Below are 13,080 nucleotides of genomic sequence, written 5' to 3'. Positions count from 1 at the left end.
TTATTCAACCTTTCAGAAACATTAATTTTATAATCAATTATTAGGACTTGGTACTAATATAATGGAATTTTTATAGATAATCAAGTTTTACTTTCTCCATTAGAATAGAAATCATAACAACCTATTTATAGAAATCGTAGTAAAAAGAGATTAAAGCAATTGCTTTAATCTCTTTCATTTGGTAATAAGCCGGTGTTTATGTATGCTTCTATTTCTTGATTAATTTTCTTTTGATAAGCATCTGGCACATCAGGACTAAATTCCCCTAGTGATATAACATCATCCTGAAAATCATAAGTGAATATTCCACCACTTAATTCATTATTATCAAAAAGTTCCGCTGCATGTAGATATAATTTATCAACATGTTGTAATGTACTAGTCAAAACAGTCGAACCCACCACATCTGAGGGATCTGTCACAAATCCAATAGCATATTTACTAGATGCCTGGACCTCTTTAACAACTTCTAAACTGAAGGAATCACCTGCAGGATAAAAAACATCTACACCTTCTTCATCCATCACTGAGAAAATCTCAAGGGCACGCTCAACATTATCCCAATCATTCACAAAATTCATTGAAATGTTTGCATTAGGATTCTGATATTTAACCCCTTCATAAAAACCTTCAATTTCCGGTTGCCATTCGTATGCTCCGATAATTCCTACCTCGTTTGTCTGCGTCATCGTTCCTGCAACCATTCCTGCAAAAAAGCCCATCGCATTTGAATTAAAGTTTAGACTTGTTACGTTTTCTCCTTCATAGCCTCCGTTAAAATAGACAAATTGTACATCCGGATAAGACGCATGAATGGTATCAAAATATTTCCCATAACTACTACTATGGCCAAATATTAGATTCACACCTTGTTGAACAAACTCATCAACAGAGCGATTGACATCTAATTGTGTTTGTATACCTTCTTTAAAATAAACATCAACGTTGAATTGATCCTTGATTTGTAATAAACCTTGATAACCTTTTGACCCCCATGTCTGGTCATTAACAGAATGTTCTACAAGCATTCCTACCTTGTCAATTTCTCCATCAGAACTACAGCTCGCTAGTAAGGGGGAAATTATTACTATTAAAATAAATAAATGAAAAATTGCTTTTTTCAAAAAGTAGCACTCCTCTACATAAGAGACTTGTCCTTTTATTTTACCTTTTAAAACCAATCACGTATACGTAAAATCAGATTACAATTTGATTACATTAGTGAAATTCACTGTTTTTCCGATAAAAAACCTCCACTTTTTTAAATCTTTTTTCATTAGACATACTAGGCAAAATGATTAATTCCCTTTTGTTAATTGACTTTTTCATTGCTTGTTCTGGAGTATAATACCTAATTGAATCGGGCAACAAGCTTGCATCAACTAATTGAATCAGTGCTTGAACAAAATCTTTCACATAAACAGCGTCTTCACTAAATAACTGACTATCAAATCGGATAAATGCTTGATCTTGATGATAACCCATTTCCATTCGCTCCATCCATTCTCCATATAAAAACGGTAGCGTTATTTCTATTATATTGTTTCTGGCACGTTTTTCATGCATACAAGTAAAGCATCTCACATTTGAAAATTCCTTGTAGTTAAAATCGATTGTTGAATCAAACACAAATATAGCTTTAGGGTCTAATCTTTTTAATTTACTATTATCTATCGTTTCATAAAACGTAAAATTTGAATTTCTGCCAATATTTAATACTAACTCCTCTTTTTTTGTATGATCTAAATAATCTATTCCGACTACCTTATCTCCGTTTACTAATAAAGCATCTGTTAAATGATAGCCAACCCAGTTAAAACAACCTATAACAAGAAACATATTTCTTCACTCCTTTCATGCTACATGCAAGACAGACATATAAGTTGTGCTTGATGGTCGTGTATAAGTTTTATTTGTTTGTCGAAAGTAACTGTACGGCACAAAAAATTCACTTTATTTTCAAGCTCTTATTTGGTAGTATTAAATAAGATAGGTGAATGTATAAATAGAGGTGAAACTATGCGTTTTCTAGGTGTTGTTATTTGGTCCTTTATTCTTGGTACACTACTTGCTTATGTTTTAACAAGCATGTCTGGTGATGTATTTGCATTTGGACCTGTTATTGTCTTAACAGTAGCATTCAGTATAATTGTTACGATTGTTGGGGATTTTATTATTCCTCCCGATACACATGAAACAGTCGAATAGTTAGGTGATGAGCCCTTGTCAAACCTATTGGCAAGGGTTCATCATTGTTATCAAACCATTTTTAACTCCTCCTAATACCATGGAAGAACACTTAACGCAGTTAACGCTGCTAATGGTAATACTAGCCTTCTAAAACGTCCAGGTCCTGGATAAGGATAGGGATAAGGGCCGTAACCGTATGGTGGTCTTGGTCCCTGTGGGAAACCATAACCATATGGCGTGAAACGCTCATCGTTTTCTGTTCCTAGATCATAAGGTACAGCTACGTGAACGTGTGTGTCATCAACATCTGTGATAATACCATCAATTACGGAACCATCGGAAATCTCAAGCAATACATAGCTATGCATGTGATTTTTACATAAATCTTGCATATGTTGATTGGGTTGATGCATCTAAATAACCTCCCTTTCTCATTCATAACGTATGCTTCTATCGTTTTACTTGTGACAAACGCGGAACTAAAAAAAGATTCACTGGGGGAATAAAAATGGAATTTTATGAAAGCTTTAGTTTGTTATTAAAATATATTTTTTTCGGATTGGTACAAGGGTTTACCGAGCCAATTCCGATATCATCAAGTGGTCATCTTGTCATTGTCCAAAATTTATTTGGACTAAAGTTAGAAAACTTGTCTTTTGAGATACTGGTTAACTTTGGTTCACTGATTGCCGTTTTAATTATTTATAAGAATGACATTCTCCGCTTAATTCAAAACGGTTTACGTTTTATCGTTAAAAAAGAACGCGATGCGAAAGAAGATTTTGATTTCATTTTGTACCTTATTATTGCGACAATTCCAGCAGGTGTAATAGGATTACTATTTGAAGAACAAATTGGTTTGATTTTTAGTAAGCCACAACAAATTGGTATTACGTTAATTATTACAGGTATAGGACTATGGATTATTCGTAACATTAGAGGTCGCAAAAATGATGGTGCCCTAACGCTGAAAGATGCAATAATAATTGGATTAGCTCAATCGGTTGCGTTAATTCCCGGTATCAGTCGTTCAGGCGCAACCATAGTTGCTGCCATGTTGCTTGGAATGAAACAAGAGACGGCTTTACGTTTTTCTTTCCTACTCTTTATTCCAATTAGCTTTGGAACATTGCTGTTATCAATTGACGATTTGTTTACTCCAGAGTTAAAAACAATGTGGCTCCCTTACTTATTAGCATTCATTGCAGCTGCTGTAGCAACTTACTTTTCATTAAAATGGTTTATGAACATCATGGCTCGTGGAAACTTAAAATATTTTGCTTTCTATTGCTTTATTGCAGGGTTCATCGCTTTTATTTTGTTGTAAAATTAGTATAACTAAAATTGTTTTTGTGAGGAGCTGAAAGCACATGGATAAAATTCCTGTATCACAAAGCACATCAAAAGAACTTACTACTATTTTGTCAGCAATCGATCATACTCTACCAATCAAAAAAGGTACTTTCCTTTTTCAACAAGGTGAAGGAGTATCTGACCTATATATTATTAAAACAGGTAGAATACAAATCGGTAAAATATCCTCTGACGGTCGAGAGTTATTTTTACGCATTTGTTCAGCTGACGACATTGTCGGAGAACTAGCACTTGATAATGAAGAGGTAAAGTACATTTTAAATGCAAAAGTGATCGAAGATGGCGAAGTTGGCGTAATTAAAAGAAAAACATTAGAAGAAAGAATACTAACGAATCCCAAACTGTCGATTGAATTCTTAAAGATTATGAATCTCAATTATCGACGGGATCAAACGAAGTTTAGAGATTTAGTTTTGCATGGAAAAAAAGGCGCACTATATTCCACACTAATTCGCCTATCTAATAGCTATGGGGAGAAGAATAAAGAGGGGATATTCATAAATATTAATCTCACGAATCAAGAACTAGCAAATTTTTGTGGCACATCACGCGAAAGTGTTAATCGTTTATTAAATGAATTAAAGCGGGATGCTATTATCGGAATGGAAAAAGGGAAAATTACTATTTATAATTTAGATTATTTAAAAACAGAAATAAACTGCGAAAACTGTCCCATTGTTTTATGTACAATTGATTAATAAAAAACTAATAACCCCGACGTAACTTCCCTGCGTCGGGATTTTATCAACTGTGACGTAAAATTCGGATATTACTCGCTACGTCAGCAAATGCTTTCCCTTTCCACGGGCACAGCCTCAGCTAACTTAGTAAAGCAAAAAACGCTTTACTAAGTGGATCTTCGGCTTGTGCTCTTCCCGTAGGAGTGTCAAGTATTTGCTTCCTCCACTAGTTAGTGGATTAATTTCTAAGTCTAAAGAAAAAATTTCAAGATACGAATGATTACTGTTTTTATCTGTGGTTCATAGAATGTTTTACAATCAGGACTAGCGGAACAAGTGAAATGGGTGAGACTCCAGTGGGGAACAGCGCGGGCTGAAGATCCACTCGGAAGTGTTCTTTGCTTCCGAGTTAGCTGAAGTCGTGCCCACGGAAAGCGAGCCCATTTCACTTGTGGAGCGGGTAAGGAATCTACATCGCTGTTTCTATCTACTGCGATGTTCAAGTTAGTTTCAATAGGAGGCTTTTAGAATATCTAAACAAAGGAAGGAGAATTGTTTATGAATGATGAATCAACTATTCAATTATTAAAATCTATTCCACTGTTCAAAGATTTAACACCTGAAGAAATTGAACCTATTCTATCACTCATGCAGGCACATACATATCAACGTGGCAATCATGTTTTCATGCAAGGGGAACCATTGACAACTGTTTTTTTCATTAAAACTGGTAATATTAACATATATAAAACAGATATCCACGGCAAAGAACAAATTGTAAATTTGTTGACCAAAGGGGATATGTTTCCACATCAAGGTTTTTTCAGGAAAGGCAACTACCCAGCACATGCCCTAGCAGTTGAAAAAACAGAAATATATTCTCTTCCAATCAAGACATTTGAAAACTTTTTAATTGAAAACCCCTCCATTAGCATCAAATTAATTCATGTGTTAGGCGGGTTAATTATTGATTTACAGAAACGATTAGAGGAACAAATTTTACATAACACGCATGAACAAATCATTATGTTGTTATTACGTTTAGTACAAAAACACGGTAAAGAACAACCACAAGGATGGTTTACCCTACATACTCATTTCTCTAATCAACAACTTGCAAATATGATCGGCTCGAGTCGAGAATCAGTCAGTCGTACATTATCTCAACTAAAAAAACAACAATCGATTAAGAAGGACCAAAATGGTGAATTACTTATAAACAAGGAATTGTTAAATCAGTTATTATTTAACGAATAGAAAAACGCCTCTTAAATTAAGAGACGTTTTTTAATCTTGATCAATCTGGAATACCTAATGCAATTTTCGCATAACGTGACATGCGTTCTTTGCCCCATGGTGGACTCCAAACAATATCAACTCTTGTATCTTTTACTTCTGGAAGATCTGCAAGAACACTCTTGACATCTTCTTCAATATGCGCAGCTAATGGACAGCCCATTGCTGTTAAAGTCATCGTAACAACGGCAAGACCATCGTCCTCTAAGTTAACGCCATAAACAAGACCTAAATTAACAATATCTATTCCAAGCTCGGGATCAATTACATTCTCCAAAGCACCCATTAGATTCTCTTGTAAAGCTTCCTCCATAATATTGCCTCCTTTATTTACGTATACTATATTATAAACATAAAAGTATTAAAATTAAAATGATCTAGATCACGATTTTTATAATTGCAATTCAAACCACTTTACTGTTTCTAAAATTGCCAAACGACTTACTTGGTGCCCAGCTCCATTTTCAGGTAAAAATCGAATGCTTTCCTGATTCTTGTAGTCACCTACTATTTGTTGATGAAAACTATGCGCGTGATCAAATGGTACAACCTTATCTTTGTCCCCATGCCAGAAGAATAATGGCCTTCCAGCTAGTATTTCAGGCTGCATAGACAAATCAATTGTATGCAAGCTCTCAAGCATCGCTTCGATCTCTGCTAATGACATTCGAAGATCCATTCCTTGCTTTTGAACTTCTTGAATTATTTGGCGTGCAAACATCGTAATCTTAGGTGTACCCATTAATATTGCTGCAGATTTAATCCAAGAATACTGTGTTAAAGCAGCAGCAGTTGTAATCCCACCCATACTTGTTCCAGCTAGTCCAAAGCGATCATCCAATAATAGTCCGCGTTGTTCTAGTGTATCCTTTATTAATTTAAGGTCAAGTATATTTTGTTTTATAATTTCAAAAAATCGCATTTGCCGATTTGTTTGATCAGTATCTTCTATCCTTTCACCATGTAAAAAACAATCTGGTAACAAAACACGATAACCTTTTTCAGCCATTAAATAAGCAAACGGCAAATTATGTTCTTTTGCACTCGTAAATCCATGCATATATGTTAATACTGGTAAAGGCTGTTTTTTCTTTTCACTATCTACAATAACTAAAATAGGAATATCATGCCAAAGTTCTTTTTCAATATGTATCATTAGCCTGTCCTTTCTTTCATTGATTTATAATAGTCGTACTACTATCATATATTTTCCAGTCATTAGATGCAAAATTTCATCACGAAATACAACAAATTCTTTACAGAAGTTAAATTCTTCTTTAAACTGTACTTACTAATAAGAGGTGATTTTTAATGACAAAGACACGACATCTAATTGCTTTAGATCTTGACGGAACATTGTTAACAGATAATAAAGTAATTAGCGAACGTACAAAAAAAATTGTTTTAAAAGCAAAAGAGGAAGGCCATATTGTCGTAATCGCTACTGGTAGACCACACCGGGCTAGTATTGACTACTACCATGAATTAGGATTGGATACACCAATGGTTAACTTTAATGGAGCACTTATCCATCATCCTACAGATTCTAAATGGAAAGCATTACATAGTCCACTTCCAAAACGGACAGCTTTAAGAATCGTTCAAACTTGCTATGACTTAGAAGTGAAAAACATTATGGCTGAAGTTACAGATGATGTCTACTTAGATCGCTATGATGAAGAGTTAATGAATATTTTGCATACAGATAGAGAAAAAAATCCAATTGTAATTGGTAGCCTGAAAAATGAATTAAAAGAGGATCCAACTTCTTTATTAATTCACCCGCGTGAAGACCATATTGTAGCTTTACGAGAGCAATTAGATCTTGATCATGCTGAAGTTATTGAACATCGCAAATGGGGTGCGCCATGGAATGTGATTGAAATTGTTCGTAAAGGTATGAATAAAGCTGTTGGTTTACAACGGATTGCGCATTATTATGGTATTGCTCAAGCAAATGTTATTGCTTTTGGTGATGAGGATAATGATAATGAAATGATTGAATATGCTGGTGCTGGCGTTGCAATGGGTAATGCGATAGACGAACTAAAAGATCTTGCCAATCATATTACTGCTACGAACGAAGAAGATGGTATAGGTGAATTTTTAGAAACATATTTAAAATTAAAGGTCGACGCCTAATTACCTAAAGGTATAAAATTTAAAATTTGATTTAAACTAAGCTTGCATTCAATTAGAGTGCAGGCTTTTTTTCTTAATGGTATAGGAGGGAAAAAATATGTCTAAAAAAAGTAAATCAAAACGTTTTACTGCTCAAGGGGCAGAAGTAGTAAAAAAACATGATGAACGCTTTCCTTACCACGAACGCTTGATAGACACAAACGCAACAAAAAACAACTTGTAGGAGGAACCTATTGTGGCAAATCATTTATTTCAGCAAGCAAAAGACGCCATGCAACGTGTAACATCAGGGACAAATTATACAGAAGAAGACAAGCAGGCTGCTTCTAAAGCTGTTCAAGCTGCCTATGCGCAGGCTACCCCTGAAGAACAAAGAGAATTACAACAGTTAGAAGTTCACTTAAGTGATGAACAAGCATTAGATTAAGACTCCTTTTCACAAAACAAGTAAAATAAACTAGGTCGGTTACTTAGCCTTTACGCTAGGTAACCACCTAGTTTTTCTTTTGTCTTATAATCTAAACTTTCTCATTTAAAAAATAAGCGCTAATCGTTTGCATTATATTTGTTCTATTACTTTGTTTTTAAAAGGTCTGCTTCCTAAACGATTGTTGTCAATGACAGAATTAACATAGACTCTGTCTTAACGTTCCTTGCGTCGGATTTTATCATCAACTGCGACTTAACTCAACAGATTACATCGCTTTGAAAATCCACTGCGCTTTCCGCAGGCACGTCTTCAGCTAACTTGGAAGAAAGACACTTCCAATTGGATCTTCAGATCGCGCTGTTCCTGCAGGAGTCGTAGTGGATTTTCATCGCTGACCGGTAATAAGATTATTGATGAAGTTGCAATATCAACAATAACAGACATTTTCGAATAATATTCATATAACTAAACGCTGTTATAAACGTAATAAAACTTTAGGAGTCAACAAATAACGTATGGTGTACTACTTTTAAGTTCTGTCCAGCGGAGTAAGCAAATGGTCGACTCTCCAGTGGGAACAGCACGGGCTGAAGATCCACTTAGGAAAGGGAGACCATTGGCTTACGTAGCGTGTCTAAAGTAGTTTATTTTTGTTTATTAATAAAAATATTACGTCGCAGTTTCTATCAAGTCTGTCATTTAATTTCGCAAGATGCGTGATCAACTTCTAGTTTGGATTGTGAGAATACCTTGTTATACCAAGACCTAAGTGAATGTTTTAACTGATTAAAAATAAGCCCTTCTTCAAAAAAAGGACTTATCTAATAAATAGTCGCTGTACTAATCTTTTTATCCGTGCTTCTAGTTGATCTAGGCTGAATGGTTTTGTGATGTAATCATCCGCACCTAATTCTAAGGCTTTAACCATATCGCTATTCTTTTGTCTTCCTGATAACATGATAATACCAATTTCAGATTCATTTACTGTTTGTCGTAAATATTTCAAAATATCTAACCCATCAAGATTAGGTAAAATACCGTCCAATAAAACGATCTTCTTTTCTCTTCCTTTATACCAATTAGATTCTAAAAAGGACTCCCCTTCTTGAAATGCCGTTATTTCCAAGGTATACGGTTCGATCTGAAGTTTAGATAACTTATCTTGTAGTAGACGTTGAATAAAACGATCGTCATCTACAATAGCAATTTTCAAGACAACCTCTCCATCTGCCGTGAGTGGATCATTTTCCAATTCCTGTCGATAAACTTCGACGCGTTTTCTGCCTTGCTCCTTACCATAATACAATGCTTTATCACTTTTTTCGATTAATTGATCAATATGCGTAATGTCTTTTTCCATCTCAGAGACACCAGCTGTAAAACTAAGGAAAATTTCTCCATCTTTTGTACTGTGCCCTGTTTTCATGAAATTATCTAGTAATCCATTCACATATTTCATTGCTTCTATTTGATTTAACTCTGGCATAATTAAAATGAACTCTTCTCCACCATAACGAATAAAGAAATCTGAATTACCTTTTTCTTTTAACATATAAGAAGAGAACCGTTTTAAAACAACGTCCCCTACTGCATGGCCAAATCTGTCATTGACTTGTTTAAAATAATCCAGGTCAATTAAAACTAAGCTAAACGTCTGCTTCCGTTCGATGTACTTTTTTATTAAGTTCTTCCAAACGTTAGCTAAAAAAGTTCTATTATACGCTTGCGTTAATTCATCAAATAGAACATTTTTCTTAAAATAAACTTGCTGTCTCATTCGATTGGCAACTAGACTATCTAAAACATCATAATTTACAGCGTTTTCTATATAATCCGTGGCACCAGCATCGTATACTTTAATCTTTAAGGAAATTTCTTCTGCATCCCCTATTACAAATATCGGAATAAATGATTCAATTGCTCTTTCACTTAATTTAGATAAGGCATTTAAGACAACCGTCTCTTCCATAGCTGTATTTATAAGAATTAACTCAGGATGATAATCATAGAATAATTCAACAGCCCGCTTAACTCGGGTTGCAATTAACACTTCATAATTCCGCTTCTCTAGCTCTTCTTTAATTTGATATACTGATCCTATTTCATTATCTAATAATAGCGTTGTAACACGTTCGGATGGTTTATTTAATTTACTACTTCTAACAATTGGCTGCTCATTAAAAAGTAATACAAGCGGTTGAATAAAATTACTCCACTCTTCCTCTGTCCAATCAGCTATTCTATCCTTATTCATTTCTTCTAATAGGGATGTTGCTATTTCTTCCAAATGGAATAATTCAATATGTAGCGCGGTATCTTTAATATCCGTTAATAATTGTTGGATTTCCTTATTCTTTATCGTTTCTCGGCTTTTCCACTTTTCTAGTATATGTGTGTAGCGTTTCAAAAAGATGATTTGATATTCCTTCATTATCTTTTCACTCCAAACAGGATCAATGCATTTTTCTCTACTTATTATATCCTTTATCCAGTCTTATTTTCATCTCTATTCATCGTAAAGTATCTGTCTACGGGAAGCAATATCTTTTTCTTCTTTTTTAATTGCTCAAAATTTGCTAAAATGATATGGAAGTAGTCGATTTAGGAGGAAAAAAGAATGAGCGTTATAGTAGAGGCAACACCAAATCCAAACGCAATGAAGTTTTCAACTGATTCATTAATTTTTGAAGGAAATAGCAGTATCTCTGTTATGCCTGGTCAAACAAGTGATTTCCCAATCATGAATGAACTAATGGAGCTTGAAGGTGTAGACAACGTATTCGGATATCAACATTTCATCACTGTTAATAAAAAGATAGATGTTGAATGGGACGGCCTTCTTTCACAGGTGGAAAATGTCTTAAATAAATACGGTTATTAAAAATGTCTGTGTTAAGCAAATTGCTTAACACAGACATTTTCCTATTCACCTTTTCGGAAGAAACCAAAAATTCCAGTTGTTTGGACAACATTGGTGAATGCATGTGGATCGACCTCATGAATAATTCTTTCTAAGTCATATAATTCATATCTTGTAATAACTAAGACCAGCATCGACTTCTCTTCTTTTGAGTAAGCACCACGTGCTGGCAAAATTGTAATACCACGTACCATCGTATCATGTATAGCTTGTTGCAGTTCATCTGTTTTCTTCGTAACGATCATAGCAGTAACTTTTTCATGTCGCGTGTGTAAGGTATCTATTACACGCGTTGTGACGTAAAGTGCTAACAGTGTGTAAAGTGCGTTTTCAGGTTCATTTAAATAACCCGCTAGCACGATAATGAATCCATTAATAATCATTAAATAACTTCCAATTGGACGATCCTTCATCCGTGACAGTACCATTGCTACAATATCAGAACCGCCTGTTGAGGCACCCCATTTTAATGAAATACCAATACCTATACCACCGATTACACCGCCAAACACCGCATTTAACATAATATCGCTTGAGAAACTTATAACTGGAATAATTTCTAAAAATAACGTTGTACATGCAACGGAAATAAAACTATAAATAGTAAAATATCGACCAACTTTAAACCAACCTAATATGGCAACAGGAATATTTAATAGTAATAGTAATATACCTGTACTAATAAAATCTATTCCAAAGTAATCGGAAAAAACAGTTGATAATAACTGTGCCATCCCGGTAAATCCACTTGCATAAACGTCAGCACCAATTAGAAAGAAATTCAATGCTAAAGCGTTTAGCAATGCACCTATGATGACAATAAAAATACGTTTTGCTTCAAAAATAAACATAAATACTAACAACTCCTTAACTTAAAACTGATAACACTAGCTTTTACTTTCTGCTCTCTTTGCATACCCTAGATATAATGTGGATAATCTTATATAGAGAAATACAGCATAATTACTTTGACGAATACCACTCGTAACTATAAACTAGAAGTAGTTGCGATGCAATGGATGTCTCTTTTATTTACGACATCTTATTAATTAAATGGAGGTGAATAACATGTCAGTTCAAATCATTGCTGACTCTGCAAGTGATTTATCAAAAGACGATTTCGAACACTTTCAAGTGGATAGTGCTTCCTTAACCGTCCAATTAGATGACAAAAACTATGAAGACGGCAAGACTATTTCTGCGAAGACCATTTATGATGCGATGCGTAATGGAAAAGCACCGAAGACATCACAAGTTTCACCACAGACTTTTACTACACTATTCGAGAAGTATGCAAAGGATAATAAACCTTGTTTGTATCTATCTTTTTCATCTGCACTTTCCGGTACATATCAATCCGCGAAAATAGCTGAGGAAGAAGTGAAAAGCACGTATCCAGATTGGGAAATCACCATAATTGATACGAAATGTGCATCACTTGGATATGGTTTAGTCGTTATGCGTGCTGCGGAACTAGCTAAAGAAGGTAAGGATTTAGCGGAAATTACTGAAGTCAGTCAGTATCATGCAGACCATATGGAACACATCTTTACTGTCGATGACCTTGAATATTTATATCGAGGTGGTCGCGTGAGTAAATCGGCCGCTTTTGTTGGGACACTTTTAAAAATTAAACCGATCCTACACGTGGAGGATGGTCAATTAATTCCTTTAGAAAAAATTCGTGGTTCCAAAAAAGTTTGGAAAAGAATGCTCGACATAATGGAAGAACGTGGTCAAGACCTAACAAATCAACGAATAGCCATTAGCCATGGTGATGTTTACGATACGGCGAAAGAACTTGCTGATATGATTCAAGAAAGATTTCATATTAAAGATATTCATATTAATATGGTCGGCTCAACAATTGGTGCACATTCCGGACCAGGAACCATTGCATTATTTTTCTTGAATGATACGTATAAATAAAAGGAAATTATAACTTAATTATATCAATAACGCCGCTATTTCAGTTAAACTGGAATAGCGTTTTTTATCGAACTTTTTTCCTATTTTACAACTTTCTTACATATGAATGCAATTTCCGG

16 protein-coding genes are annotated in these 13,080 nt (G+C 34.6%); 9 read left to right on the top strand and 7 right to left on the bottom strand.

Features of this window, described 5'->3' with window-relative positions:
* Positions 1–164: 164 nt before the first annotated feature.
* Both D2K60_RS20025 and D2K60_RS20020 read right to left on the bottom strand, forming a co-directional pair.
* Positions 165–1,124 (bottom strand): BMP family ABC transporter substrate-binding protein, encoded by a 960-nt coding sequence (locus D2K60_RS20025; protein ID WP_240335356.1) that lies wholly within the window; start codon positions 1,122–1,124, stop codon positions 165–167.
* 94 nt (positions 1,125–1,218) lie between these two features.
* Positions 1,219–1,839, bottom strand: a complete 621-nt coding sequence (locus tag D2K60_RS20020; RefSeq protein WP_117170877.1) for a hypothetical protein — start codon at positions 1,837–1,839, stop codon at positions 1,219–1,221.
* A gap of 180 nt (positions 1,840–2,019) precedes the next feature.
* Here D2K60_RS20020 and D2K60_RS20015 point away from each other — a divergent pair, with 180 nt between their 5' ends.
* On the top strand, positions 2,020–2,208 hold the full coding sequence (locus D2K60_RS20015; protein WP_117170876.1) for a DUF2929 family protein: 189 nt from the start codon (positions 2,020–2,022) through the stop codon (positions 2,206–2,208).
* Between the two features lie 71 nt (positions 2,209–2,279).
* On the opposite strand, the gene D2K60_RS20010 is transcribed toward D2K60_RS20015, so the two are convergent.
* Positions 2,280–2,603: a hypothetical protein gene (locus tag D2K60_RS20010; RefSeq protein WP_117170875.1), complete on the bottom strand. Its 324-nt coding sequence runs from the start codon at positions 2,601–2,603 to the stop codon at positions 2,280–2,282.
* A gap of 95 nt (positions 2,604–2,698) precedes the next feature.
* On the opposite strand from D2K60_RS20010, the gene D2K60_RS20005 reads away from it, so the two are divergent.
* The 3 genes from D2K60_RS20005 (at position 2,699) to D2K60_RS19995 (ending at position 5,501) form a co-directional block, all read left to right on the top strand.
* On the top strand, positions 2,699–3,517 hold the full coding sequence (locus tag D2K60_RS20005) for an undecaprenyl-diphosphate phosphatase (protein ID WP_117170874.1): 819 nt from the start codon (positions 2,699–2,701) through the stop codon (positions 3,515–3,517).
* A gap of 43 nt (positions 3,518–3,560) precedes the next feature.
* Positions 3,561–4,262: a Crp/Fnr family transcriptional regulator gene (locus tag D2K60_RS20000; RefSeq protein ID WP_117170873.1), complete on the top strand. Its 702-nt coding sequence runs from the start codon at positions 3,561–3,563 to the stop codon at positions 4,260–4,262.
* A gap of 540 nt (positions 4,263–4,802) precedes the next feature.
* Entirely contained in the window at positions 4,803–5,501 is a 699-nt protein-coding gene (locus tag D2K60_RS19995; RefSeq protein WP_117170872.1) for a Crp/Fnr family transcriptional regulator, read from the top strand.
* A 40-nt stretch (positions 5,502–5,541) separates the two neighbouring features.
* On the opposite strand, the gene D2K60_RS19990 is transcribed toward D2K60_RS19995, so the two are convergent.
* Together D2K60_RS19990 and D2K60_RS19985 are read right to left on the bottom strand one after the other, a co-directional pair.
* Positions 5,542–5,853 carry a metal-sulfur cluster assembly factor gene (locus D2K60_RS19990; RefSeq protein ID WP_112180132.1) on the bottom strand — a complete coding sequence of 104 codons (312 nt, stop codon included), beginning with the start codon at positions 5,851–5,853 and terminating at the stop codon, positions 5,542–5,544.
* Positions 5,854–5,931: 78 nt separating this feature from the next.
* A complete protein-coding gene (locus tag D2K60_RS19985) occupies positions 5,932–6,696 on the bottom strand; it encodes a prolyl oligopeptidase family serine peptidase (RefSeq protein WP_117170871.1) in 765 nt (254 codons plus the stop codon).
* 155 nt (positions 6,697–6,851) lie between these two features.
* Here D2K60_RS19985 and D2K60_RS19980 point away from each other — a divergent pair, with 155 nt between their 5' ends.
* The 3 genes from D2K60_RS19980 (at position 6,852) to D2K60_RS19970 (ending at position 8,109) form a co-directional block, all read left to right on the top strand.
* Entirely contained in the window at positions 6,852–7,682 is an 831-nt protein-coding gene (locus D2K60_RS19980) for a Cof-type HAD-IIB family hydrolase (RefSeq protein ID WP_117170870.1), read from the top strand.
* Positions 7,683–7,779: 97 nt separating this feature from the next.
* Positions 7,780–7,905, top strand: coding sequence for a competence protein (locus D2K60_RS19975; RefSeq protein ID WP_117170869.1), 126 nt, complete (start codon positions 7,780–7,782; stop codon positions 7,903–7,905).
* A gap of 12 nt (positions 7,906–7,917) precedes the next feature.
* The gene (locus D2K60_RS19970; protein ID WP_112180128.1) at positions 7,918–8,109 is read left to right on the top strand and encodes a DUF3813 domain-containing protein; all 192 of its coding nucleotides are present in this window, start codon (positions 7,918–7,920) and stop codon (positions 8,107–8,109) included.
* An 820-nt stretch (positions 8,110–8,929) separates the two neighbouring features.
* Here D2K60_RS19970 and D2K60_RS19965 read toward each other — a convergent pair.
* Complete coding sequence (locus tag D2K60_RS19965) at positions 8,930–10,543, bottom strand: diguanylate cyclase (RefSeq protein ID WP_117170868.1); 1,614 nt, start codon at positions 10,541–10,543, stop codon at positions 8,930–8,932.
* 186 nt (positions 10,544–10,729) lie between these two features.
* Between D2K60_RS19965 and D2K60_RS19960 the strand changes: the two genes are divergently transcribed.
* Positions 10,730–10,993 carry a NifU N-terminal domain-containing protein gene (locus D2K60_RS19960; protein WP_117170867.1) on the top strand — a complete coding sequence of 88 codons (264 nt, stop codon included), beginning with the start codon at positions 10,730–10,732 and terminating at the stop codon, positions 10,991–10,993.
* 41 nt (positions 10,994–11,034) lie between these two features.
* On the opposite strand, the gene D2K60_RS19955 is transcribed toward D2K60_RS19960, so the two are convergent.
* Positions 11,035–11,883 carry a YitT family protein gene (locus D2K60_RS19955; protein ID WP_117170866.1) on the bottom strand — a complete coding sequence of 283 codons (849 nt, stop codon included), beginning with the start codon at positions 11,881–11,883 and terminating at the stop codon, positions 11,035–11,037.
* A 217-nt stretch (positions 11,884–12,100) separates the two neighbouring features.
* Here D2K60_RS19955 and D2K60_RS19950 point away from each other — a divergent pair, with 217 nt between their 5' ends.
* Positions 12,101–12,961, top strand: coding sequence for a DegV family protein (locus D2K60_RS19950; RefSeq protein WP_117170865.1), 861 nt, complete (start codon positions 12,101–12,103; stop codon positions 12,959–12,961).
* The last annotated feature ends 119 nt before the right edge of the window (positions 12,962–13,080 follow it).

This window comes from Paraliobacillus sediminis, from assembly GCF_003426055.1.
The sequence above is the reverse complement of the archived record's forward strand: the minus strand, read 5'-3'. Positions and strand labels throughout refer to the sequence as shown.

Bases quoted from the DNA above. Each gene is read 5' to 3' on its own strand.
- D2K60_RS20020 (WP_117170877.1), bottom strand. From the start codon at position 1,839: ATGTTTCTTGTTATAGGTTGTTTTAACTGGGTTGGCTATCATTTAACA.
- D2K60_RS20015 (WP_117170876.1), top strand. From the start codon at position 2,020: ATGCGTTTTCTAGGTGTTGTTATTTGGTCCTTTATTCTTGGTACACTA.
- D2K60_RS20010 (WP_117170875.1), bottom strand. From the start codon at position 2,603: ATGCATCAACCCAATCAACATATGCAAGATTTATGTAAAAATCACATG.
- D2K60_RS20005 (WP_117170874.1), top strand. From the start codon at position 2,699: ATGGAATTTTATGAAAGCTTTAGTTTGTTATTAAAATATATTTTTTTC.
- D2K60_RS20000 (WP_117170873.1), top strand. From the start codon at position 3,561: ATGGATAAAATTCCTGTATCACAAAGCACATCAAAAGAACTTACTACT.
- D2K60_RS19995 (WP_117170872.1), top strand. From the start codon at position 4,803: ATGAATGATGAATCAACTATTCAATTATTAAAATCTATTCCACTGTTC.
- D2K60_RS19990 (WP_112180132.1), bottom strand. From the start codon at position 5,853: ATGGAGGAAGCTTTACAAGAGAATCTAATGGGTGCTTTGGAGAATGTA.
- D2K60_RS19985 (WP_117170871.1), bottom strand. From the start codon at position 6,696: ATGATACATATTGAAAAAGAACTTTGGCATGATATTCCTATTTTAGTT.
- D2K60_RS19980 (WP_117170870.1), top strand. From the start codon at position 6,852: ATGACAAAGACACGACATCTAATTGCTTTAGATCTTGACGGAACATTG.
- D2K60_RS19975 (WP_117170869.1), top strand. From the start codon at position 7,780: ATGTCTAAAAAAAGTAAATCAAAACGTTTTACTGCTCAAGGGGCAGAA.
- D2K60_RS19965 (WP_117170868.1), bottom strand. From the start codon at position 10,543: ATGAAGGAATATCAAATCATCTTTTTGAAACGCTACACACATATACTA.
- D2K60_RS19960 (WP_117170867.1), top strand. From the start codon at position 10,730: ATGAGCGTTATAGTAGAGGCAACACCAAATCCAAACGCAATGAAGTTT.
- D2K60_RS19955 (WP_117170866.1), bottom strand. From the start codon at position 11,883: ATGTTTATTTTTGAAGCAAAACGTATTTTTATTGTCATCATAGGTGCA.
- D2K60_RS19950 (WP_117170865.1), top strand. From the start codon at position 12,101: ATGTCAGTTCAAATCATTGCTGACTCTGCAAGTGATTTATCAAAAGAC.